Origin of the sequence: Ectopseudomonas toyotomiensis (assembly GCF_900115695.1) — a bacterium.
Taxonomy (GTDB): Bacteria; Pseudomonadota; Gammaproteobacteria; order Pseudomonadales; family Pseudomonadaceae; genus Aquipseudomonas; species Aquipseudomonas toyotomiensis.
Genome location: NZ_FOXK01000007.1, coordinates 378,653 through 402,686, shown reverse-complemented (window position 1 = coordinate 402,686; position 24,034 = coordinate 378,653). Strand labels below are relative to the sequence as shown.

The following is a 24,034-nucleotide window of genomic DNA, read 5'->3' as shown; positions in this document are numbered from 1 at the left end:
AGGTCCCCTGCTTTCTCCCGTAGGACGTATGCGGTATTAGCGTTCCTTTCGGAACGTTATCCCCCACTACCAGGCAGATTCCTAGGCATTACTCACCCGTCCGCCGCTAAATCAAGGAGCAAGCTCCTCTCATCCGCTCGACTTGCATGTGTTAGGCCTGCCGCCAGCGTTCAATCTGAGCCATGATCAAACTCTTCAGTTCAATACTGCTTGGGTTTTGAGAAAACCCTAAACTTGGCTCAGCAATCGCAAAACTTTCAAATTAATGAAAGGTAACTCTCGAATTAACGAGTGTTGCTTTGTGATGCTGATAATCAGTTGACTATCAGTCTTACCTCACAAGCACCCACACGAATTGCTTGATTCAGTTGTTAAAGAACAGTTGGTTAAGCCTTTCGTCTCAACCGAGGCGCGCATTCTACAGCAGCCTCTCTACCTGTCAAGCTGTTTTTCGATTTTGTTTCCGGAGAAACTTCTTTCTACTCAACCACTTGCGCCTTCGATCAGAACTTCTTCTCTCCAGCGGGAGGCGCATTCTACAGCGCTCAAAACCGCTGTCAACCACCTCTTTCAAACCGCTTTCGATCCATTCGACCGAACCACCAACAGGACCAAACCACCGCCCTGTCGACCGGCGCGCATTCTACACGCCAGATCCAGCTTTGCAAACCCTTCATTCAACTTAACTTATTGATTAACAAGAAGTTTTTGAAGCGCTTCATCGCTGAAGTGGCGCGCATTCTACCGCCAGCAGAATGCGCGTCAAGCTTATATTTCAATTTTCTTACTTTTCCAGCGCTTCGCGCAGGCCGCTACGTCTCGCCACGCGCCGCTGCACAGCCTGCTCGAAGATGCCCGCACGGCTTTCGACCAAGCTGAACCAGTGACGAGCCCGTGTGATGCCGGTATAGATCAGCTCCTTGGTCAAGACCGGATTGAGGCTGTCGGGCAGGATCAGCGCGCAATGGGCGAACTCCGACCCCTGCGACTTGTGCACGGTCATGGCGAACACGGTGTCCACCGCACTCAGGCGACTGGGCAGGATGTGCCGCAAGGCGCCACTGCCGTCATTACGCGGGAACACAACGCGCAGCACCTCACGTAAAGACGCACCTGGAAACTCAGGCGGCTCGGGCAGACGCAGCGCGATGCCGATATCGCCGTTCATCAGCCCCAGGCTGTAGTCATTGCGCGTCACCAGCACGGGCCGACCTTCATACCAGCCATGCGACTGCTCAAGCAGGCCCCGTTTTACCAACGCTTCAGCAATACGTTCGTTAAGCGTTTCCACGCCCCATGTACCTTTACGAACCGCACAGAGCAACTGGAACTGATCGAACGCCGCCAGGACGCGACCGGCCCAACGATCCCAGGCCTGGGACTCAGCATCTGGAGCTGGACGCTCAGCCTGCATCACCTGCAGATAATGAGCATACCCCTGCGGACGGGGCTCGCCACCGCCCTGCCCCTCTATTAATAGTCGCTCCAGCGCACGATCCTGCTCACCTGACAAACGCAACACGTGCAAATCATGTGCACCGGTTGTCAGAGTCGCGCGGGCCGACTGCGCATCGCCCAGGTTCACCGCACGCGCCAGACGCCCGATACCCGAGCCACTGCCGAAACGACGCGAGTGACGCAGCATGACGATATGCTGCGCCAGAGCCTTGTCACCGGCCACCAACGCCGGATCTTCCAGCCGTTCGCCCGTCTGGTTTTCCAGCCTGGCACGTGTCGCCTCGCTGTAACCACCGCTCTCCGCCTCTTGGCAGAGATCGCCCAGCACCGCACCGGCCTCCACCGACGCGAGCTGGTCCTTGTCGCCCAGCAGAATCAGGCGCGCATGCGCCGGCAAGGCATTCAGCAGGCTGGCCATCATCTCCAGGTCGATCATCGACGCCTCATCGACCACCAGCACGTCCAGTGGCAAGGGATTGGCGGCATCGTGACGGAAATGACGGCTGCCGGGACGACTGCCCAACAGACGATGCAGCGTCGTCACCAGGGTTGGAATCTGCTCACGCACTCGCTCGTCCAGCGCCAGGGACTGCACCTGCGCGCCAATGGATTCGGTCAGCCGCGCGGCCGCTTTGCCGGTAGGCGCCGCCAGACTCAGGCGCAGCGGCTCGCCAGTGGCCATGGCCGCCTCCTGCAAAAGCGCCAGCAAGCGCACCACTGTGGTTGTCTTACCGGTTCCCGGCCCACCGGTAATCAGGGTGAAGCGCCCTTGCGCCGCCATGGCACAAGCCAGTTTCTGCCAGTCGGTGAGGCGCTGGCCGTCCACCACCAGCGCATCAGGAAAGAGTGAAGCCAGGCGCACAGCCAGATCACTCGGCGCCGCGGCGCTCGCCTGCAGACGCCGCGCGATATCGCCAGCCACCTGGCGCTCGTAGTTCCAGTAGCGCCTCATATATAGACAGGCGCCGCTGAGCACCAACGGCGCCCCCTCGGACTCCAGCAGTGAACTGCCCGCACAGGCTGCCAGCCAGGACTCCAGGCTGAGCCCGGCCAGCACCTGCGACGGCAGGATCATCGCTTCTTGCGCATCCTCGCCTTCCGGTGGCAGAGACAGGGTGAAATCCGGATTGACCAGCGTGGCCGCCAGGTCCAGGCACACATGTCCCTGACCCAGCTGATGACTAGCCAGCGCGGCGCCGAGCAGCAGCAAGGGCGAAGCGTCCGGGTCCAGTTCGGCGAACAATTGCGCCAGCGCGCGATCCAGCTCGCGCAGCCAGCCACGCTCGCTCCAGGTAGAAAGCAGGGCAAAGAGTTCGGCGCGATCACGCAGCGCCGGCGCAAGCGTCGCACTCATGCTGCGCCCTCCTCTGCTTCGCCCATGAACAGCACATCCAGGCGTTCGATCAACTCGCGCGGCGGTCGCGCCAGGTAGGCGCCTTGCTGCGGCGCACGCAGGAACAGGTACAGCGCGCCGCCCAAATGCCGGTCGTAGTCGTAATCCGGTAAGCGCAGACGCAGCTGACGATGCAGCGCCAGCACATAGAGCACGTATTGCAGGTCATAGCGGTGGCTGGCGATGGCGAACTCCATCGCTTCACGGGTGTAGGCACCGTCGTCGCTACCGAGCCAGTTGGACTTGTAATCCGCCACGTAGTAACGCCCCTGATGTTCGAATACCAGATCGATGAAGCCCTTGAACATGCCGTTGAGGGTATCGGCACGCAGTGGCTGCCTGGCGAGGCCCGGCAACTCGCACTGCTGCACCCACTGATCCAGCAACCTGACATCTACCCCACGCGCTTCGAACCAGAACTCCAGCTCGGGCTGATACTGTGTCAGTTGCGCCAGCACGACAGTATCCGTGCCATCCAACGGGAGCGGCTGGGTCAGCAGCGCAAGTAGCCAGTGCTGTAGCGGATCGATCCAGCTTTGCAGACCGCGACGCTGGCAGCGCCTGGCAAGCGCCTCGTGCAGCCTCGGCGGATCCTGCGCCAGGGTGGCGAAGCCTTCCTGCGCCGCCATTTCCAGCAGACCATGAAGGAAGGTGCCGGGATTCGGCCCACGCGGGAAGCGATGCAGCCCCTGAGCGGATGCCGGCAGCGGCGGCAGGGCCTGCAGCGGATCCTCATCGTCGATGGCGTTCTGCATCGCCGGGCTGTCGGGCGCGGTGTCTTCATGACGACTGACCTGACTGGGTGCGTCCTCGTCCAGACGCAGTGCACTGTAAGAGGCGATCCACCAGTGCTCGGCAGCGCGCCGCGCCGGCGTGCGCCAGCTCGGCTCGAACTGCCGCTCCTCAAGCATGCGGTAGCGCTGCTCGCTGGCCGGCGGAACCGGCGCCACTGCACTTTCGAGCCCGTCGACAAATGGCGCGAGCCAATCAGCAAGCCCGGCACTAGCCATCAGAGGCTCGCCGCCACCTAGCAGATAGCCCAGGGCCGACTCATGCAGGCGCGACTTCTTGCCGTTGCCGATCTTCAGATCCGCCACGCCCAGCCAGCAGGCATGCCGGGCACGGGTCAACGCCACGTAGAGCAGACGCAGATCTTCACCCAGACGCTCGCGCTCGGCGCGCTCCAGGCTGTCGCCATCGGCCTTGAGCACCAGGCGGCGGCGCTCGCCGTCATGAATCTGCAGCGGTTTCTTGTCATCTACCGGACGGAAGGCGCAGATAAACGGCAGGAACACCAGGGGGTACTCCAGCCCCTTGGATTTATGGATGGTCACCACGCGCACCAGCGCCTCGTCGCTCTCCAGGCGCAGCACCTGCTCATCGGCAGCCTGTCCCTCACCGGCCAGTAGCTCGCCGAGGTGACGAATCAGCGCCAGTTCGCCGTCGAGTTCAGCGGCGGCCTGTTGCAGCAGCTCGGCCAGATGCAACAGGTTGGTCAATACCCGCTCGCCATCGTCACGTCCCATCAACCGCTGCGGCAGGTCGAAGTCCTGCAGCAACTGGCGCAGCATCGGCAGCACACCCTGGCGCTGCCAGCGCTGGCGGTAGTCGCGAAACTGCATGACCCGGCGTTCCCAGGTGCGCTCGTCGAGGTTGAGTTGCTCCAGTTCGCTCAGCGCCAGCCCCAGCGTCGCACTGGCCAGCGCCGCACGCAGCGGGCGATCCTGATCCGGCTCGGCGCAGGCACGCAGCCACAGCAACAGATCGCGTGCCTCCTGGGCGGCGAACACCGAATCCTTGTCGGAGAGATAGACGCTGCGCACGCCGCGCGCAGCCAGCTCGCCGCGAATGGCCTGCGCCTCGTTGAAATCACGCACCAACACGGCGATATCGTTGGGGCGCAGAGTATTCAGTACCTCGTCCTTGATGAAACCTGCCTGTCCGCGCTGGCCAAGATCCAGCAGACGCACGATCTCGCTGGCCGCACCGACCGCCATGGCATCCAGATAGGCACCCTTGGCAACTGGCTCGTCACTCTCCAGATGCCACAGCATCAGGGCGGGTTGCGCCTGCCCCTCGACGCTCCAGACTTCGCCTCGACCCTGCGCGCCCACCTCGATAAAAGGCAGATCATCGCGCAGCAGAAACGCCCCCTCGCCGCCGTCACGCTGCTCGGACCGCAGGAACACGCCGTTGACGGCATCGACCATGGCCTGACTGGAGCGGAAGTTCTTCTCCAGATTGTAGTGCCGACCCAACGTCGCCCGGCGCGCGCGCAGGTAGGTATGAATGTCAGCGCCGCGGAAGGAATAGATGGCCTGCTTGGGATCGCCGATCATGAACAGGCCACAGTCGTCGCGATTAACCTCGACTTCGTAGAGCGTATCGAAGATGCGGTACTGCAGCGGGTCGGTGTCCTGGAACTCGTCGATCATCGCCACCGGAAACTGGCGGCGGATCACTTCGGCCAGGCGCGGGCCGTTGCTGCCTTGCAGGGCAGTGTCCAGGCGCACAAGCATGTCATCGAAGCCCATCTCCGCGCGCTGGCGTTTCTCCCAATCGAAGCGCTGGCGAACCCAGGCCGCCGCGTGGCGCAAAGCCGCATCAGCGGGATCAGGCAGCGCATCGAGTTGCGCCTTGAGCAAAGCCATGGCGTGCAGCGCGGGATGATCAGGCGCTTCGCCCTTCCAGGCTTCGGCCAGGCCTTCGGGGGTCAGGCGGGTGAAGCCGGTACCCAGGTCGAGACGCGACTCTTCGCCGCCAGCCCACTCGCGTAACTTGGCCAGCCAGGGGTTGTAAAAGCGCGCCTGGATTTTCTTGCCGTCCACCTGCTTGGCCGCCACCGCCGCATCCAGCAATAGCTGCAGCTCATCGGCCCAGGCCAGCCAGGGCGACTTGAGTTCGGCCAATGCCTGCTCGCGCTGCAGCAGCGCACCATTGAGCAGTTCGCCCAGCGCTTGCGTCGTGCCTTCACTGCCCTCTCCCAGCAGAGGACGCAGCCTGGCGCCCAGGCCGACGGGGGCTCCCCAGACACTTGCCACCCATTGCAACGCCGCGCCCTGCAACGGATAGCAGTGTTGACGCCAGTAGTCGCGCACCACCTCGGCCAGTAGCTCGCTGTGGTCAGTTTCCAGGGTCTGGCTGAACAGGCTGCCGCTGTCGAAGGCATGCTCGCGCAGCATGCGTTGGCACCAGCCGTGGATGGTGGACACCGCAGCCTCGTCCATCCACTGCGCCGCCAGCTCAAGGCGGCGGGCACATTCGTCCCACTGCGTTTGCGTGAAATCACTGCGCAGCTCGCGCAGCAGGTCATCGCCTTGGGCATCGCCACGAAATACGGTCGCGGCTTCGACCAGGCGCGCGCGAATCCGGTCGCGCAATTCGCGGGTGGCCGCGTCGGTGAAGGTCACCACCAGAATCTGCGGCGGCAGCAGGGGCTCGCGAAACGCGGCGCCGCCACCATGGCCGAGAATCAGCCGCAGGTAGAGTGCAGAAATGGTGAAGGTCTTGCCCGTGCCGGCGCTGGCCTCGATCAAGCGGCTGCCGTGCAGGGGAAACGTCAAGGCCAGAGGGCGCTGTTGGTTCATGCTGCGTCCTCCTCAAGCGCCTGGGGGTTGCTATCAAGCAGCGGCTGGTAGAGCCGTTCGCTCCATGCCGGAAACTGACCATCGGCGGTGAGTACGGTGTAGTCCGGGAACTGCCTCGCCAGGCTGGCACTGCCCTGGACTTCACCGGAGAGGTTGTAGCTGCCCTCGTATACGCTACGAGCCTTGTCCTCGTTGCTGTCCTGCAGCCAGGCCAGCGAGGTTCTCAGGGCGACCGGCAGAGGCGTCTGCATGCCGGCGTTCCAGGCTTCCAGCCAAGTAGTCAGAACGCGCGCGGCATGCTCGGCCGGTACAGGTTCGAACGCCAGGCTGCGATCCTCGCCGACCAACAAGGTGGTCAGCGGCACACCGCAGGCCGCGGCTATGACGTGCAGCGCATAGGGCCGCAGCAAGCGATGCCACTTCCAGCTCTTGTCCTTGTGCAGTGCGCCCGGCAGCAGCTCCAGGCGCGCCAGACTGCCATCGGCCTTCTGCCGCAGTCCGGCGAGCCAGCCATCGAGTTCAACACCGGCTGCGCTGAACAACAGGCGCAGCGGCGACTCCACCAGGTTCGGCCAGCACAGGCAGAGCCCCTGATAACGCCGCAATTGCGCCGGCAAAGGCTCCAGCAAGGCGTTGCGATACTGCTCGCCGAAACCGGCCAGCGGCAGCACACCGCTACGTTGCAGACGATCAGCTGCCGCCCTCAGCGCATCTTCACTATCCCCCTCGTCTGCGACCGCCGCCTTGAGCAAGGTTTCCTGCAGCTGGTAGCGCTGCAGGCCGTCGAGGGCAAATGGCTCGCTGTCGAGCTGCGCCTGCTCCTCTTCGTCGAGAAACACCTTGAGGCGACGGGTGAAGAAGCATTTCACCGGATCACGCAGGAAGGACTGCAACAGCTCAGGCGTGAGCTGCTGTCCGTCCTCCCAGGCCGGCAGTGGCACCGTGCTCTCGCCCACCGCGGCCTGGCCATACAGCGCGGCCCATTCGTGGGCATAACTGAACAACTGCGCCTGACCATCGAAGTAGCGGCGACTGAACGGCTGCAAGGGATGTTCGGTGGTCAGGCCGTGCAGCAGGTCGCCGCCACCGGCCAGCGTCCAGGCACTGGACAGATGGTCGCGCAGTTGGCCGACCAGCACGGACGGCGGTCGCTCGCTGTTGTCGCGAATGCTGCGCCCTACCCAGCTGATATAGAGGCGATCGCGCGCTGCCAACAAGGCTTCCAGCAGCAGATAGCGGTCATCCTCACGACGCGAACGGTCACCGGGGCGGTAGTCGCCAGCCATCAGGTCGAAATCCAGCGGCGCCTGACTGCGCGGATAGTCGCCATCGTTCATGCCCAGCAGGCAGACCTGGCGGAACGGGATCGCGCGCATCGGCATCAGGGTGCAGAAATTCACCGCACCGGCGAGAAAACGCTGGCTCAGCCTTCCCTGATCGAGCCCGCCCAGCCAGGCTTCGCGCAACACCGGAAGGGTCAGCGCTTCTTCCAGCGTCGCGGCCTCGCACAGCTCCAGCCAGGCATCCAGTGCATCGAACAGTTGGGTCGTCAGTACCTCTTCACGGTCGTTCTGCGGCTGAAAGAAGTCGTCGAGCAAACTGCGCAGGCGTTCGCCCCACTGAACCGGCGTGACCGGCTCGCGCAGCTGCTGCAGATGCCGGTCGAGGCTTTCCAACAGATGCGTCACCGGGCCGATCAGCGCAGCATCGAGCCCGCCAATCTCGTCGTACGGCTCGATGCCGGCGAAGGCGTCGCCCGAACCCACTGCGTAGCCCAGCAGCATGCGCCGCAGGCCGAAGCGCCAGGTGTTCTGCTCCAGGTTCTCGCCCAGGCCCAGCGACTGCCGCTGGCTCGAATCCAGCCCCCAGCGCACACCGGCGCCCTCCAACCAGCGGCGCAACGTAGGCAGCTGATCCTCGGCGATGGCGAAGCGCTGACGCAACGCGGCGACATCCAACAGATCGAGAACTTCACTGACGCTGAAGCGGCTGTCCGGCAGGCGCAACAAGTGTTCCAGCGCGATGATCATCGGCTCCTTGCCGCGCAGCCCCTGGTCGGCCAGGGTGAATGGAATGAAGCGCGGGTCGTCGCTGGCGAACTGGCCGAATACGGCCTGGATATGCGGTGCGTAGGCATTGACGTCCGGCACCATGACGATCACGTCGCGCGGCCTTAGCGTGGCGTCCTCGCTGAAACTGGCCAGCAGCTGATCGTGGAGAATTTCCACTTCGCGCTGAGCACTGTGGGCGATATGAAAGCGCAGCGAATGATCTTTGGCGGGGTCGACGGGTGGCCAGGTGCTGCGTGTTTCCGCCAGCGGGCGCAGGTCGAGGATGTCGTTCTGCAACTGGCCGAGCAGGCTGTCCTCACTGGCCGGGCTGAACAGGTCGATACGGTCGAACTGCTCGCGGTAACGCTGCGGCTCGTCGTACTGATCCAGCAGGTTGATATAGTCGCGCCCCTGCTTGCCCCAGGCAGCGAGCAGCGGCTGCCCGTGCTGGTGCATGTCCTCCTGCTCGAACAGACCGATCTGGGCGCTTGGTTTGCCCTTGCGCTGCTGACGGCGGTATTCGTGGCGCAGCAGATCCTTGTCTTCGACGATATCGCCCCAGTGGTGCTGACAGGGGTTGTGCACGTAGAGCATGACCTGGCTGAAACGCGCCATGGCCGCCAGCGCTTCCAGCACCTGGGCCGGCAACGAAGAGATTCCGAAAACGGTGATGCGCCGCGGCAGTCCGGGCGGCGCTGCATCCAGTTCGCCCATTCGAGCGACGAAACGCGGATGCACGCCGGCGCGGCTCTCGGCCAGATGCTGCTCGCCAACGTCCGCGAGCAAGGCGCGCCACAGCGCGGGTTGCCAACGGGAGTCGCCCTCCAGCACCCTTTCGCCGCCGCGCGAGGTACGCAGGCGATCCTGCCCCGCCGCCCAGTCAGCCAGCCAGTCGGCGCGGTAGACCTGGTACTGGTCGAACAGATCGGCCAGGCGCTCGGCCAGTTGGTGGCGCTTGCGCAGATCCTGATCATCGGCGAGAAAGCGGCGCAAGGGCGCAAACGCCTCCTCGGCCAGCAGGCCCGGCAACAGGCGCATCAGGCGCCAGGTCAGCGGCGCCTTATCCAGGGGCGACTGCTGTGGAATCGCGTCCTTGCCTAAGACGTTGCGGTACGCCTGCCAGAGAAAGCGCGCCGGCAGGTCAACGTCCAGCGCCGCCGCGATGCCACAGCCGTCACGCTCGGCCAACGCCAGCTTGAGCCACTGGGCGATGCCGTTGCTCTGCACCAGCAGTACCTCATTCTCCAGCGGCCGCAATGGATAGCGCCGCATCCACTGCACCGCCAGCGCACGCAGCTCTTCGAGGTGATTGCCGTGAATGACGATAAGGCCGGGGGACAGCTCCGGGCTGGCGGGCATCGACTGACTCCTGTCGAAAATCGAAGCGCAAGTTTGCCAGCATTTGACGACAAGGTGCGTCATCAACGGCTATGTCACAAGCGACCTGAAGCATTTGAGACCGACCCAAAACGAAAAGGCCGGTCAACGACCGGCCTTGGTGGTAACGACAGCTACAGGCGTCAATCAACCATGAGTTTGTCGCGATTCTTATCCAGAGTCGCCTCACCGATACCTTTGACCTCAAGCAACTCGTCAACCGAAGCGAAGTTACCGTGAACCTCACGATAAGCCACGATTGCCTGCGCCTTGGTTGCTCCGATACCCGCCAACTCGCGCTGGAGAGTCTCGGCATCAGCGGTATTCAGATTGACGGTGACCGCCTGGGCAACCTGCACAGAGGCCGGCTTGGCTGGTTCGGTCTTCGAGGTTTCTACTGCCGAAGCAGCGAGGGAGAGGGAGGTGAGAACGGCGAATAGCACGGAGGAAAGGTAGATTTTCATCATTTTAACGTTCCTTGTAAGTGAGTAAGACGAGCACGTTAGGCTCGATCTTCAACCTAGACGCTATTTCCTCACTGTCAAATCGTGGTGGGCAGCTCCAGCTTTTCTAATCTGAACATGCGGATGGATGACTGGAGCGAGCTGATGGCGGCACAGTCCGCTTGAGCGTGTTCGAGTCCAATGGGCACACCCTCGATGCTCTGGAGCTCATCGCTCCAGCACTTGGTACCGCACGCCAAAAATGAGTTTCCACCCAGCTCAAAACCCTCAAGTCCTCGCTCACGTGGCCTACTCGCCGATTTCATTATCAATACCAGCCGAAACGGGGGCGGCGGTGATTCGACTCCTGCCGCCCCTCATCTCTTTACGCATTGAAGCCCGCATCCACTGTGATTACAGACCCAGTCATGAAGCTGGCGGCCGGACTCGCCAGGAAGGTGACGGCGGCGGCGATATCAGCTGGCGTGCCATAGCGTCCCAGTGCGGTGAACTGTCGATTGATGTCCGCCCAGGGGCCATTCGCTGGATTCTGGTCGGTGTCGATCGGCCCAGGTTGTACCAGGTTGACAGTGATCCCCTGTGGGCCAAGATCGCGGGCAAGCCCTCGCGTCAATGCCAGCATTGCGGACTTCGTCATCGAGTACACGGTCAACCCGGGAAAAGGCACGCGTTCGGCAACGCAGGAGCCAATAGTGATGATGCGCGCGCCCCGCTTCAGATGAGGCAGGGCTGCCTGGGAAGCGAGCACGGCGGCTCGTGTGTTTACGTGTAGCAGCGCATCGATGTCTTCGAGGCTCATCTCCGCAAATGTGCCGTCTCTGGAGATGCCCACGTTGTTGACAAGAACATCCAGCCCACCAAGACCGCCGATCGTCTCTTCGATCGACCGCCGTACCGCAGCAGGGTCCGCACTGTCGGCTCGAATGGCGACGGCACGCCGACCTTTGGCCTCGATCATGCGAACCACTTCGGCGGCACGCTCTGGCGAGTTCAAAAAGGTGATCGCGACATCGGCGCCTCTGTCAGCCAGAGCGAGAGCAATACCTGCACCGATCCCGCGCGAGGCGCCCGTGACCAAGGCGCGCTTGCCTTGCAGTTCCGCTGTTCGTGCAGCGTCATTCTGCTCTCCGGCAATATCGGTTTGTTTCGCAGCCGCAGCTAAGCTGGGGAGCGTGGCGGCGGCAACGCCTGCTGCTGCCGTCATCAACATGCTGCGTCTACTGATACTGGTCAGGGGGATCTCGCTCATGAAAGTTTCCTCGCTTGTGGTCGTTTCGTCGGTTGATCGTCTGTTGCCGAATAGGAGCGCAAGATAGGGTCGTTATCGAACTGCTGCCGCACGCTTTAAGCACAGGGCGTTCGGGACCAGCTGTCTTTGCCCCGTCACGGCGGCACGCTCGACCGCTGCGATCAGTTGGCTGCTGTGCAATGCGTGGGCAAACCCCGGGGTGTGGTACGTGCCTATCCTGAGGTCGCGTGCAAGGCTTGCGTAAACCTCGCCCACATTGATTGCTGCGCCAGCCCAAAACTCGTCGGCCGTCAGGCCGTTCCCCGTTGCGACGGGGATGTCGGGCAATGCAAACGGCACACTTGCCGAGAGAGTCAGGTCCCCAACCTGGACGCCTGCCAGGTGATGGCCGCGCAGCATGAGCGTGCCTTTCGATCCGCGGACCTCCATCACGAATTGCGGGTCGCTTTCAATGCCTGCGAGGACCTGCACGGACACAGAAGCGCCCTGGCTCGTTTCGGCGATCAGGTCCAGGTGATCGGCAATTTCACGGTGAGATGTTTCGCCGGTATCGACCACACTGACGGTCGGCCAGATGAGTTTTGTCCGCGCATCGACCTCAGTGATGGGGCCCAGCACGGCCTCGACCACGTCGAGCACATGCGCGACCGTGGTTGTCAGAAAGCTCGCCCCGGATGCGGCCTTGTTGAAATAGTCGTAGTTGCTAAGCGTGGTCGGGCCGTAGCCGAATGTGGTGGCTTTCACGTCCGCCGACAGCAATGTTCCGAGCTTGCCCGACGCGATAATCTCGATGGCGCGCCTTACAGAAGGGTTCAACCGACCCTGCAGTCCGATCGCGGTATGCAGCGATCCCGTGGCAGCGGCCATTTCTTCAGTCTCCACCAGCGTCGCGCCCAGCGGGGCTTCGCAATACACGGCTTTGCCAGCCTTCAGAGCTGCCAGAACCAGGTCCCTATGCGCCGGCACTTTCACCGCAACGGTGACAATATCGATGCTGTCGTCGCAGATGAGATCGTACGGGTTCGCGTACCAGCGTTCGGCACCGAAGGCATTGGCGGCCGCCTTGGCACTTTCTTCCTTGCGGGTAGCGACAGCCGCAAGTTTCAGTCCTGGTTGCGCCTCGATGGCGGGAATGTGGGAGGCGCCGGCCCAACTGGCCCGAATATCAGCGCCGATGATGCCAATGCGCAGAGGCGTGTTTGTCATGGCATGTTCCTTCCAGTGAGAAGAGAGATGGAGACGTGAGCGGTACACGTCGGCGCACGTTGATGTACGCAGCTGCTTGCTCGATGGAAATGACGTTACGCCGACGATTGATCGTGAAAAAGGTTCAGAAACCCACATCAGTGTTAAGTATTTATTTACAATGTGCACATGACTCCATCACTGCTCCCCTCGCTTGCGTGGTTTACCCACATAGCCCAGCACCGCAGCTTTTCGCGTGCAGCAGAGGCCATGGGGGTTTCACGCGCGGCGCTATCGCAAAACCTCAAGGCTTTGGAGCAGGAGCTAGGGGTGAGGTTGATAAACCGCACCACACGACACATGTCCCTGACCGAAGCGGGACAGCAATTATTCGACACCCTGCGGCCCAGTCTTGGCGAGATCGAATCTGCCATTCGTAATCTTGGTGACGCGCTAGGGGTACCCTCCGGCCTGATCCGGATCAACACATCACGCCTGGCCGCCAAGGCCCTGATCGAACCGCATCTGACAGAGTTTTACGCGCGCTTTCCGAAGGTGACACTCGAGCTGGTCATGGCAGATGGTCTGTCGAATATCATCGCTGACGGTTGTGACGCAGGCATACGACTGGGGCAGGCGCTGGCTGAGCATGTGGTCGCCGTACCGATCAGCCCGCCTCTGTCCATGGCGGTCGTGGCGTCCCCGGCCTATCTCGAACGGCATGGCACCCCGAAGACACCATCGGATCTGGCCGCGCACAACTGCATCAACTATCGGTTCGCGGGCAGCGGTGCATTGCATGACTGGGACTTCACCGAACCCGGCAAGAACGGACGCCACTTCACCCAAGCGGTAACCGGAAGCCTAACCGTCAACGACGATGGCTGCATGACTCGGGCAGCCCTTCAGGGGCTTGGGCTGATGCAGATCGTCGACATTGCCATTCAGCGACCACTGGCAGAGGGTCGCCTGGTGCGCGTTCTGCACGACTGGACCCACCACCATGCTGCCTTCTGCCTGTACGTATCCTCACGAGAACAAATGCCCGCCAAGATGCGTGCATTGATCGACTTCCTGGTAGAGAAACGAGAGCAGGTTCCACGCCGTTAGAACGCTGATTTCGCCAAGAGCGATGCCGGCCATCTATCTGGACTATTGATCGGAGCGGTTCGACTCACAGCCGGCTGAGCCGCGGAACATCCATACAGCAGCATAAAGATCACCGCAGCCAATCCCGGTGCCAACCTCCTCTCCGCCAACGGGCGGCCGATGGAACTGGGTTAAGCCCCGCCCATAGGCCCAAGCATCGACCTGGCTAGATACGGAACTGTTGCACCAGGGAACGAAGGCGATCACCTACGCTCGACAGACTACGCGCAGCCTGAGCGCCCTGCTCGGCCTCGCCGGCCACACTGTCCACGGCAACGGCGATCTGATGCACGCTGCGATTGATCTCCTCGGCCACTGCCGTCTGCTCCTCGGCGGCGCTGGCGATCTGCGCGTTCATCGCATTGATGGTGGCGATCAGCTGAGCAATGGCATCGAGCGACTCTCCGGCCTTGTTGGCCTGTTCGCTGGTCAGCTCACCGGCATCGCTGGAGCGGCGCATCGAGGTCACCGACTGCTGGGTGCCCTGCTGCAGACGGTCGATCATGCCCTGGATTTCCTGGGTGCTCTGCTGGGTGCGGCTGGCCAGTGCACGCACCTCATCGGCGACCACGGCGAAACCGCGCCCGGCCTCACCGGCACGCGCGGCTTCGATGGCGGCATTGAGCGCCAGCAGGTTGGTCTGTTCGGCGATGGAGCGAATCACATCGAGCACGCTGACGATGGACAGCACGTCCTGCTGCAGGTTGTCGAGCGATACGCCGCTGCTGCGGATGTCCTCGACCAGCGAGTGAATACGCTGGATGCTGCCATCGACCACACTCTTCGCCGCCTGCCCTTCGCGGTCGGTCTGCTGCGCGGCTTCGGCGGCGTTCTGCGCGCTCTTGGCGACTTCGTGAGCGGCGGCAGACATTTCGTTGATCGCCGTGGCCACCTGATCGGTTTCGTGGCGCTGCTGCCCCATGGCCTGTTCGGAACGCTGCGCTTGCTCCGCCACCTGGTCTACCAGACTAGTCAGTTGCCCGGTCATTTCGGCGATCTGCCTTACCAGGTCGTGGATCTTCTCGACAAAGCGATTGAAGGAACCGGCCAGTTGCCCCAGCTCGTCCTGGGTGGTAACGGGTAATCGCCGGGTCAAGTCGCCCTCACCTGCGGCGATATCGTCGAGGTTGGCTTTGATCTGTTGCAGCGGGCGCACGAAACCGCCAGCCAACCAGACCGCCAGCGCCACGATGACGATCAGCAGCATCAAGGCCAGCCCAAGCATATCGATGACCAGCGAACTGATGCGCTGGTGCATTTGCCCTTCGAACGCTTGAACCTGCAACTCGATATCGTCCAGGTTCACGGCCGTACCTATGACCAGATCCCACTTCTCCAGATAATGCGCATAGCCGATCTTCGGCACCGGCTCGTCGCGGCCGGGTACCGGGAAGGCATACTCAAGAAAATGCGTCCCGTCCCTGGCAACCCGCACCAGCTCGTTGATCACATACAGTCCGTTGGCGTCACGAAAATCGCGAAAACTCTCACCGATGCGCACATCCTTGTCCGACCAGAAAACCCGCACGCTATGCGAGTCGTAACCCCAGAAGTAATCTTCCTTGGCGAAGTTCATCCGTTTCAGCAGCGCTACAGCTTCGTCGCGCGCGCGCATGTCACCCGGTGCCGAAGCCTGATAAATGCCTGCAATCGCCGCGTTGGCGATCTGCACGTAGTTCGCCAGCACCGCGCGACGGTCTTCGTGCATACGCTCACGAGCCGCCTCCGTCTGCTCATCTGCCAGCTTGTTCAGGATGGCGACGGTCAGGCCGCTGAGCAACGCAACCAACAGCAACACGGGAATCACGCTCAGCAAGAGAATTTTGGTACGAATGGAGAAACGCATGGGGGGGAATTCCTTGTTATTAGCGCCCACCTACATAGCGGCTAGATAACGTAAAACCTTATGAGCGCCAATTGGAAAATCGTCGAATTCCCCCATGCGAGCTATTTCAAAATGCGAACAGCAAGGAGATCAGAAACGTGCAAAACACGTCACCGATGCCAAAAAGCTCAGGGTAAGTTGGATCAGAGCTTGTATCCGCCGCTGGCTTCGATCACCTGCGCGGTGAGCCAACGGGCATCGTCGCTGGCGAGAAACGCAACGATCGCAGCAATATCCGAAGTTTCGCCGAAACGCCCCAGGGCGGTATCGGCCTCGATTGCCTTGACCATTTCGGCGTTCTCGCGCACAGCTGCATTCATGTCTGTGCGTGTCCAACCTGGTGCCACGGCGTTCACAGTGATCCCGCGCGGCCCGAGTTCCATAGCGAGGGCATGGGTCAGGTTGTTGATAGCTGCCTTGGCCATCGAGTAGATGGGAACGACCGGCAAGGGACGCGTGGCCAGCCCAGAAGAGATGTTGATGATTCGCCCTGCACCTGAAAGACGGCTCAACGCCGCCTGCACCATGAAGAACGGAGCCCGTGCGTGCACCGCGAACATCGTGTCCCAGCTGCCTGGCGTCGCATCTGCGAGGCCGCCCCAGCCTGGATTACCAGCGTTATTGACCAGGATATCCAGGGTATTGCTGCCAGTTCGCTCAGCGAGTTGCGCATCGAGTGCTTCGAACAAGGCAGGGATCGCCGATGCATCGACGAGGTCGGCATGAAGAGCAAAGGCGCTCCCGCCTGCTTGCTCGATAGCGGCAACGACCTCGTCGGCGCCCACCTTGCTCGAATTATAGGTAAAGGCGACAGTCGCCCCTTCTTGTGCAAGCCGTTGAGCAATGGCGCGACCGATACCGCGCGAGCCTCCGGTGACAAGAGCAGTCTTTCCAGCAAGTGGCTGTGACATTGGGTACTTCCTCAGTAAAAGGATCTTGGTTTGATCGCCAGCGCTTGTTTGGTCTATGTCAAACAACTCGCTCACGCATAATGGGGCCCGGGCTCGCTTCGATAACCGCAAACGCCAGGCGAATCAGATCGGCATCGCCCTGGTATTCGTGCGCTGCAATCTGATGCAACAACACACCGAGCTGCTCAAGCTGGCGCGCAGCTCTCAGAGGACCGGCATTAACGGGATTGAAACCGGCGTCTTCAATCAGCCCCCGCACGACCTGCCCTGCTTCCTGATCATCAGTCACGTAAAAGACACTCGCCTTGAACGGCGAATCCGCCCAGGCAGTTGCTTCCAGTACCGGGGCAGCCAGCAGGCTGAAGGCCTTCACCACCCGGGCTTCGGGAAGTCGTTCCTGCAGGTATTCGGCGGTCGAGCTATCGCGCATGAAAGCGTGATCGTGAAAGTGTTCGAACTCATCGGTTACCCCGAGCGGGTTCATGGTTTCGATCACGATCTTGCCGTTGAGCGCGTCGCCCACGGCTTCGAGCACGGCGTCTGTCCGCGGCCAGTAGACCGAGAACAGCACAGCCTCGCCAAAGTCGGCCGCCTGTTCGATGGTTCCAAGTCGAGCTCGTTCGCCAAGCTCCATCAGCAGCGGAGCAATCTTGCGATCTTCCCCGTCCTTGGCGAGTAGCAAAGTGTGATCAGCTGCGGCCCATGCACGCGCGAGTCGACTGCCAATGTTGCCGGTATTGAGGACGCCTATCTTCATTGCACTCTCTATTGTCATTCACTGTGAGAGACGGCACTTTAGGCACTCGAATAATTTTGATAAATATCAAAAATATCCAAATACTGTTGCCTCAAAAAACAACAATAACAATGCAATAAATGCGCGCTAAAAGGTGCCGCAAGCCAAGACTTGGAGAGGGATTGCCAAATAATAGTGTGGGAGATGCGCCACCCAGATCAGGTGCTTGCGCGTATAAAGACGGGCAAATAACACAGTGCGAGATGATATGAGCCTGGGCACCTTAAGAGGTGCCCAGGCTGGAAAGGCTACTGCTTGACTGTATCAGCGCTGGCCTGCTCAAGGAACAGATCGATATGAACCTGAGGCATACCGTCTAGCGTTCCACCAATCGGGGACGGACGCACTGCATTGCCAACAAGCACCAGGGCCTCTTCGACAGATACAGGCTCGCCCGGTTGCTGATAGATACGCTTGGCTTCATCGCTGCTCACGCCATCCGGAACGACGGGAGCGTAGCGCCAGAAGTAAATCGGTGTACCTGGCTCGATGCGCCAGCTCTCTGCGAGCGAACCCGCGTCGGCTACGTCGTAGCCGATCACTTCGATGAAACGCGCTACAGCTTTCTTCGCCAGCGCGTCGTCGCCAGCGATTGGCAAAGCAGTCCGATCAGCGCTGCCTTTAGGGCGGGCATTGCTCTGCATGTGAATCCAGCTGAGGTTATGCAGCCCCTTGATCAGCTTCGCCCCACGAAGGTGGCACTGCATCAATTCGCTAGAGGTAAGCTGAGCATCGTCGAGATCCTCCCGACGGAAGCCACCCATACCCGGATAATAGTTGGTCTGATCGAGTACAACCTTACCGACAAACTTGTCGGACGGCAGATTTTCGAAGGCGGCCAAAGGGATGGCGATGGAGACAATGTCTGCCGCCGCAATCGCTTCGTCGACCGTTCCTGCGCGTGCTAGTGGGCCGAGTTGCTTGACCAGTTCCGAGAGTGATTCAGGCCCGCGCGAGTTGCTGATCACCACCCGGTATCCTGCAGCCACAGCAAGACGTGCGACGGCCTTACCTACCAGGCCAGAGCCGATGATTCCGATTGTTTCTGTCATTTCATGTCCTTCGTCGATGGTGAGCGACTGTCTGTTTCGAGACCTTGCATACAGCGCCCTTGGTGCATGAGGCAGAGCCGATGAGCTATTGCCGGCAAAGGCGCAATAGCCGCATCACTCCTCCCTGCGACAGCCCCAATGGAAATTGGGTAGCCGTTGCGTGGGGGGCACTGTAAAGTTGCTCAATAGATCGATAAACCCAGCAAACAGACACAAACTGTTGTCCATGACCACATCAATTGATTTGCCAGAAATGAAGGTTTTCGCAGCCGTTGTCACTGACGGCTCATTCACGGCGGCAGCGGAGCGACTTGGCACTGACAAGGCCCGTATCAGCCGTATCGTCCGGCGCATGGAGGAAAAGCTCGGTGCCAGGCTGCTGACTCGATCGACACGGCGCCTGAGCGTGACCGAGGTGGGTCGCGACTATTTTGAGCGTGCCGTCAGTATCCTGACGGCTGCAGAAGCAGCAGAAGCGGCGGTTGCGCAGCAATCCAGAGAGCCCAAAGGGCTGCTCAAGATCACAGCGGGCTCAGAATTCGGGCCGATGGTAGTGGACAAATGGATCGCAGCATTTCTGCGCGTAGCCCCCAAGGTCACCGTCGAGGTGGAATACACCAATCGACTGGTGGACATCATTCATGAAGGATTCGACGTCGCGATTCGCGTAGGGACATTGGAGGACTCGGGGCTCTCAGCACGAAAACTGGGCGAAGTCGTCTATGGGCTCTATGCCAGTGTTGATTACTTGGAAGAGAAACCCGCTCCGTCCGCTGTTAGTGATTTGAAACGTCATGATCTGATCATGAAAACCACTCGCGGCCGCGCCAACTGGTCTCTCATCAACAGCTCCCAGACGGAGAAGATCGCAGTGCCTCCTCGCTGCGCGGTCAACAGCATGATCGCCGCGAAGAATCTGGTACTCGAAGGGCTCGGAATCGCCCAATTGCCTCGTTTCATGGCAGAACCATATGTGACGGATGGCGTCTTGTCGCCCGTGTTACCCGAGTGGGCAGAGATACCAGCGCCGGTACATGCCGTATTCGCATCCAGCCGCTACATGGATCCTAAGGTGCGTAGCTTTGTGGATCTCTGCGTGAGCATGTTCAGTGACAACGGCATGCACGCTAGATAGCTAATAGCACCGAATAAAATATCGCCTTTCACTACAGCGCCTCGGCTTGTGCTGTACGTAATGACGAGCAATCACTGCAAGCAGAAACCTCAGCCACAGCCACACCTTTTCAGCTTTCGCTTGTGATAGGGCTGCAAGAACGGAGTCACCAGCAACATCAGCGCCCCTACAGCCACCAACAGCCATAGGGCCGACTGGAAGTGCCCCGCGCTGTCACGCAGATATCCCACGAGCAACGGACCGGCGGCGCCGACCAGATAACTCTGCAACATCACAAAGGCAGTCCAGGCGCCAGCCTCCTCAGGTGTCGAAGCATTGTCCAGCGGCAAGGTCATACCCAAGGTAAAGGCACCTCCGGTACCAAAAGCCGCAATCGCAGCAGTGACCAGCGGCATGGCATCAGGCGCAACGGCCATCGCCAGGCTGCCCAGCAAGGCGATGCTGGAACTCGCGGCAAGCAACAGACGTCGATCATCGCTGCGGCTGAGCAAGCCAAACACCGGGTTAGCCAGCATGAACCCCAGGGTATAACTGGCCAGGATCAAGCCTGCCGAGCTGGCGCTCTCGCCACGCTCGATATACATCGGTGCCAACCAGGCAATCAGGGCGTAGAACACCAGGTTGTTGCAGGCGAAGAACAGTGCGATCAGCCAGGCGGTGGGATTGCGCAGCGGCATCCTGGGCACCTGGGTCGAAGAGGTAGATACCGGCGCTCTCAGGCTCCGATGCTCGATACCCACCCAGGCCATGATCGCCAGCAGTGCCGGCAGTACCCAGAAACCGCCCGCCCAACGCCAATCACCAATCAACTGATCGATCGGCCCGGTCGCCACCGCAGCGACTGTGCTGCCCAAACCGATGGCCGTTGCATAAATGCCCATGAACAACGCGATACGATTCGGCGAGCGCGCCTTCACGTAACTGGAAAACAGCGTTCCGGCGACCGCGATACCCGCCCCGACTGCCGCAGTACTGGCAAACAACTGCCCAATGGAGCCAGCCAGTGCACGCAGGATGATCGCGGCGCCCAGCACGATCAGCGCCAGCAGGATGATCCGGTCACGCCCAAATCGATGCGCCAGCCAGGGTGCGGGCAATGCCAGCAATCCCATCAGCAATGTAGGAATCGCGGTCAGCAGCGAGGCCTGGGTATGAGTCAATCCCAGCTCATCGATGATGGCGGTCAGCAATGGCCCCATGGAAACGATGCCCGGGCGCAGCGTGAGCGCGACGAGCAGGATACACACGACCACTGCTGCGACTGACGGAGCACGAACGTCGCTGCCAGCCAAGGCCGGATACGCCAGACCCGGCGTAACATCGCGTTTGATCGGTACGGATTTGACAGACATGACGAAGACTTCCTACGCAGTGAGCAGTTACGCAGGCGTGTCCCCGTCCATTCGCGTCGAGGCCACGCCGGCAGATGTGAACGTCAGTCCGAATAGGTCGGGTAGTCCGTCAGGCCCTTCTCCGCGCCACCATAGACAGTGGCAGGATCCAGCGGGTTGAGCGGCCAGCCATTGGCGATGCGTTCGGGCAGATCGGGGTTGGCGATGAAGGGACGGCCGAATGCGATCAGGTCGGCCAGCCCCGCTTCGATCAGCCGCTCACCACGCTCGGCGGTATAACGACCGGCGTAGAGAATCTTCCCGCTGAAGTTCGCGCGTACGTCGCGGCGGAAGCTCTCGGGCAGATCCGGCGCGTTGTCCCAGTCCGCCTCGGCGATCGACACATAGGCCACACCTGCTGCCTCCAGCACCTTGATGGCTTCGATATAGGTGGTGTGCGGGTCCTCTTCGACCAGACCGATGTACACCCGATCCTGATCGGTGCCGGTGAACAATGGGGTGAAGCGCACACCAAGGCGATCCGCGCCTACGGCAGCGGCCACGGCGTCTACGATCTCGCGCAGGAAGCGCAGGCGGTTTTCCAGGGAGCCACCGTAAGCATCATCGCGCTGGTTGGAATGTGCGGAGATGAACTGGTTGACCAGATAACCGTTGGCTGCGTGAATTTCCACGCCATCGAAACCGGCGTCGATGGCATTGCGCGCCGCCTGGGCGTACTGCCCGACCAGATCGCGGATTTCAGCCAGCTCCAGTGCGCGTGGAAGCGACGGCTGAACCAGCTCGCCGACACCAGGGCCGGTCTGAATGAACGCCTTGACCTTCTGCGCCTGAATGGCGGATGGCGCCACGGGCGCCTGCCCGTCAGGCTGAAGCGCGTTATGGGAAACGCGACCGACGTGCCAGAGCTGGGCGAAGATCACGCCACCTTCGGCATGCACCGCTTCGGTCACCTTGCGCCAGCCATCGATCTGCGCCTGGCTGTAGATACCGGGCGTCCAGGCATAGCCCTGGCCACGCGGTTCGATCTGGGTGCCCTCACTGACCATGAAACCGGCACCGGCACGCTGGCGGTAATAAGTGGCCATCAGATCAGTCGCGATATCGCCTGGCTGGGCGCTGCGCTGACGAGTCAACGGCGGCAGCACGATGCGGTTCTTGAGAGTGATACGTCCCATGTCGATGGGGGTAAACAGAGCAGCGTGTTTCATGATTTCTATCCTGCTGTTAAGGCGACTGCACCTATCGACAGGCGCACGGCGCGAATGGACGCACCTGGCGCCCAATAGGCTTGATGAGTGGGAGTGCGGCCCCTCTGCTGGAGAGGCCGCTCAGGCGTTACTTCTTGATCAACACGGTTTTCGGGTTGGTGAACAGCAGGCGGCCCTCATGGCCGTGTTCAGTGCCGATACCCGATTGCTTGTGGCCACCGAAAGGAATATCGATGCCCTGGGTGTGGATCTCGTTGACCCAGACCATCCCGGTTTCCAGGCGATTGGCCACGGCCACCGCTGCCTGGGTATCACGCCCCCAGACCGAACCACCCAGGCCGAACGGACTGTCGTTCGCGCGGGCCACGACATCGTCGACGTCGTCGTAAGCGATGATCGGCACGATCGGCCCGAACTGCTCCTGCTGCACGATCATCGAGCTCTCTGGCGGGTTGTCGACCACGGTTACCGGGATGAAATAGCCAGGACGGCTCTCGTCTACCTCACCGCCCAGTGCCACCTTGTAGCCATTGGCCTTGATGTCATCCAGGAAGCTACGAACCTTGTCGTACTGCATCTTGTTCTGCACGGGGCCAACGGTCACAGCCGGGTCGAGACCATCACCCATGACCTGTTGCTGCGCATACTCGACGAACGCTGCCACGAACTCAGCGCGATAACTGCTGTGCACGTAGAGGCGCTTGATGCCCACGCACCACTGGCCCGAGTTACCGATAGCGCCCCAGTACAGCTGCGGGATGATCGCTTGCCAGTCGGCATCAGGCATGACGATTGCCGCGTCGTTGCCGCCCATCTCCATGGTCAGCCGCTTGACGGTGCCGGCAGCCGAACGGATGACATGCTTGCCGGTCTCGGTGGAGCCGGTGAAGCTGATCTTGGCGATATCCGGGTGAGCGGTCATTTGCGGGCCCAGTTCATTGCCACCTGAAACCACTGAAAGCACACCAGCAGGCAGCACGGACTGGGCAATCTGCCCAAAGCGCAAGGTGGTGAGGGGGGTGAATGGCGACGGTTTGATGACCATGGTGTTGCCGGTGATCAGCGCGGGCGCCACTTTCCACAGCGCCAGCAGCACCGGGAAATTCCATGGAGTGATCGCACCGACCACACCCAGCGGCGTGTGATGCAACTCCACGATGTGGCTGTCGTTTTCCTCGACGATTTCCACCGGGATACGCCGCGCAGCAATCTGGCGAATCCACGAGATCGCCTGGTCGACCTCCGGCTCGGCCATGGTGGTCAGCGGCTTGCCCTGTTCCAACGTCAGCAAGCGAGCCAGTTCATCGCGGTGCTCCAAAAGCGCATCGGCATAGGCATCCAGATAGCGCTGGCGCTGGTCATAGCTCAAGACCGACCAGGTCTTGAAGGCGCCCTTGGCAGCAGCGATCGCCGCCTCCAGTTGCTCAGGCGAACCCGACGGAGCCTTGGCGAATACCTCGCCAGTCGCCGGATTGAACACATCGAAATGCGCATCGGTAGCGACCAACTCACCGGCGATGGACAGGTAGTACGGGCCGTCGAAGACGCTGCTGGAGTGGGAATCTTTCATGACAGTAGACATAAGCCTATCTCCTTGAATCAAAATGAAAATTTATTGACTGAAATGATCAAGACAACTTTCTTCAGGCAGCAGAAATCCCGTCACCCAAAAGGCGACTGCTGCTGCGGTGTGGTTATGCGGTAGCGGGCGCGAAGGCGCTCAGAGCGGGCGCACAGTGCGCCCGCTCATTACTTGCACGGGTTCGTCTGAACCCTGCAGAT

15 protein-coding genes and 1 rRNA gene are annotated in these 24,034 nt (G+C 61.1%); 2 read left to right on the top strand and 14 right to left on the bottom strand.

Annotation, left to right across the window (positions count from 1 at the left end; genetic code table 11):
* The 7 genes from BM186_RS16730 to BM186_RS16700 form a co-directional block, all read right to left on the bottom strand.
* Positions 1-202 (bottom strand): 16S ribosomal RNA (locus BM186_RS16730); the annotation flags it as partial.
* Between the two features lie 582 nt (positions 203-784).
* Entirely contained in the window at positions 785-2,812 is a 2,028-nt protein-coding gene (gene recD / locus BM186_RS16725; protein WP_074916749.1) for an exodeoxyribonuclease V subunit alpha, read from the bottom strand.
* Entirely contained in the window at positions 2,809-6,438 is a 3,630-nt protein-coding gene (gene recB / locus BM186_RS16720; protein WP_074916747.1) for an exodeoxyribonuclease V subunit beta, read from the bottom strand. Before recB ends, recD begins: the two co-directional genes overlap by 4 nt.
* Complete coding sequence (recC, locus tag BM186_RS16715; RefSeq protein ID WP_074916745.1) at positions 6,435-9,848, bottom strand: exodeoxyribonuclease V subunit gamma; 3,414 nt, start codon at positions 9,846-9,848, stop codon at positions 6,435-6,437. Before recC ends, recB begins: the two co-directional genes overlap by 4 nt.
* 161 nt (positions 9,849-10,009) lie before the next feature.
* On the bottom strand, positions 10,010-10,333 hold the full coding sequence (locus BM186_RS16710; protein WP_064495463.1) for a ComEA family DNA-binding protein: 324 nt from the start codon (positions 10,331-10,333) through the stop codon (positions 10,010-10,012).
* A 361-nt stretch (positions 10,334-10,694) separates the two neighbouring features.
* Positions 10,695-11,579 carry an SDR family NAD(P)-dependent oxidoreductase gene (locus tag BM186_RS16705; protein WP_206602779.1) on the bottom strand — a complete coding sequence of 295 codons (885 nt, stop codon included), beginning with the start codon at positions 11,577-11,579 and terminating at the stop codon, positions 10,695-10,697.
* Between the two features lie 72 nt (positions 11,580-11,651).
* Positions 11,652-12,785, bottom strand: a complete 1,134-nt coding sequence (locus tag BM186_RS16700) for a Gfo/Idh/MocA family protein (protein ID WP_074916743.1) — start codon at positions 12,783-12,785, stop codon at positions 11,652-11,654.
* Positions 12,786-12,953: 168 nt separating this feature from the next.
* Between BM186_RS16700 and BM186_RS16695 the strand changes: the two genes are divergently transcribed.
* Positions 12,954-13,874 (top strand): LysR family transcriptional regulator, encoded by a 921-nt coding sequence (locus tag BM186_RS16695; RefSeq protein WP_074916741.1) that lies wholly within the window; start codon positions 12,954-12,956, stop codon positions 13,872-13,874.
* A 205-nt stretch (positions 13,875-14,079) separates the two neighbouring features.
* Here the strand turns inward: BM186_RS16695 and BM186_RS16690 are convergent, their stop codons facing one another.
* The 4 genes from BM186_RS16690 to BM186_RS16675 all read right to left on the bottom strand — a co-directional run bounded on the left by BM186_RS16690 (position 14,080) and on the right by BM186_RS16675 (position 18,557).
* A complete protein-coding gene (locus tag BM186_RS16690) occupies positions 14,080-15,759 on the bottom strand; it encodes a methyl-accepting chemotaxis protein (protein ID WP_074916739.1) in 1,680 nt (559 codons plus the stop codon).
* A 182-nt stretch (positions 15,760-15,941) separates the two neighbouring features.
* A complete protein-coding gene (locus BM186_RS16685; RefSeq protein WP_074916737.1) occupies positions 15,942-16,709 on the bottom strand; it encodes an SDR family NAD(P)-dependent oxidoreductase in 768 nt (255 codons plus the stop codon).
* Positions 16,710-16,767: 58 nt separating this feature from the next.
* Positions 16,768-17,466: an NADPH-dependent F420 reductase gene (locus BM186_RS16680; protein ID WP_074916735.1), complete on the bottom strand. Its 699-nt coding sequence runs from the start codon at positions 17,464-17,466 to the stop codon at positions 16,768-16,770.
* 287 nt (positions 17,467-17,753) lie between these two features.
* Positions 17,754-18,557 (bottom strand): NADPH-dependent F420 reductase, encoded by an 804-nt coding sequence (locus BM186_RS16675; RefSeq protein ID WP_074916733.1) that lies wholly within the window; start codon positions 18,555-18,557, stop codon positions 17,754-17,756.
* Between the two features lie 226 nt (positions 18,558-18,783).
* Here BM186_RS16675 and BM186_RS16670 point away from each other — a divergent pair, with 226 nt between their 5' ends.
* Positions 18,784-19,692 carry a LysR family transcriptional regulator gene (locus tag BM186_RS16670; RefSeq protein ID WP_074916732.1) on the top strand — a complete coding sequence of 303 codons (909 nt, stop codon included), beginning with the start codon at positions 18,784-18,786 and terminating at the stop codon, positions 19,690-19,692.
* An 89-nt stretch (positions 19,693-19,781) separates the two neighbouring features.
* Here BM186_RS16670 and BM186_RS16665 read toward each other — a convergent pair whose 3' ends face one another.
* The 3 genes from BM186_RS16665 to BM186_RS16655 form a co-directional block, all read right to left on the bottom strand.
* Complete coding sequence (locus BM186_RS16665) at positions 19,782-21,044, bottom strand: MFS transporter (protein WP_083431614.1); 1,263 nt, start codon at positions 21,042-21,044, stop codon at positions 19,782-19,784.
* Between the two features lie 83 nt (positions 21,045-21,127).
* Positions 21,128-22,252 (bottom strand): alkene reductase, encoded by a 1,125-nt coding sequence (locus BM186_RS16660; protein ID WP_072425536.1) that lies wholly within the window; start codon positions 22,250-22,252, stop codon positions 21,128-21,130.
* Between the two features lie 127 nt (positions 22,253-22,379).
* Complete coding sequence (locus tag BM186_RS16655; RefSeq protein ID WP_174892497.1) at positions 22,380-23,834, bottom strand: aldehyde dehydrogenase family protein; 1,455 nt, start codon at positions 23,832-23,834, stop codon at positions 22,380-22,382.
* Between the last annotated feature and the right edge of the window lie 200 nt (positions 23,835-24,034).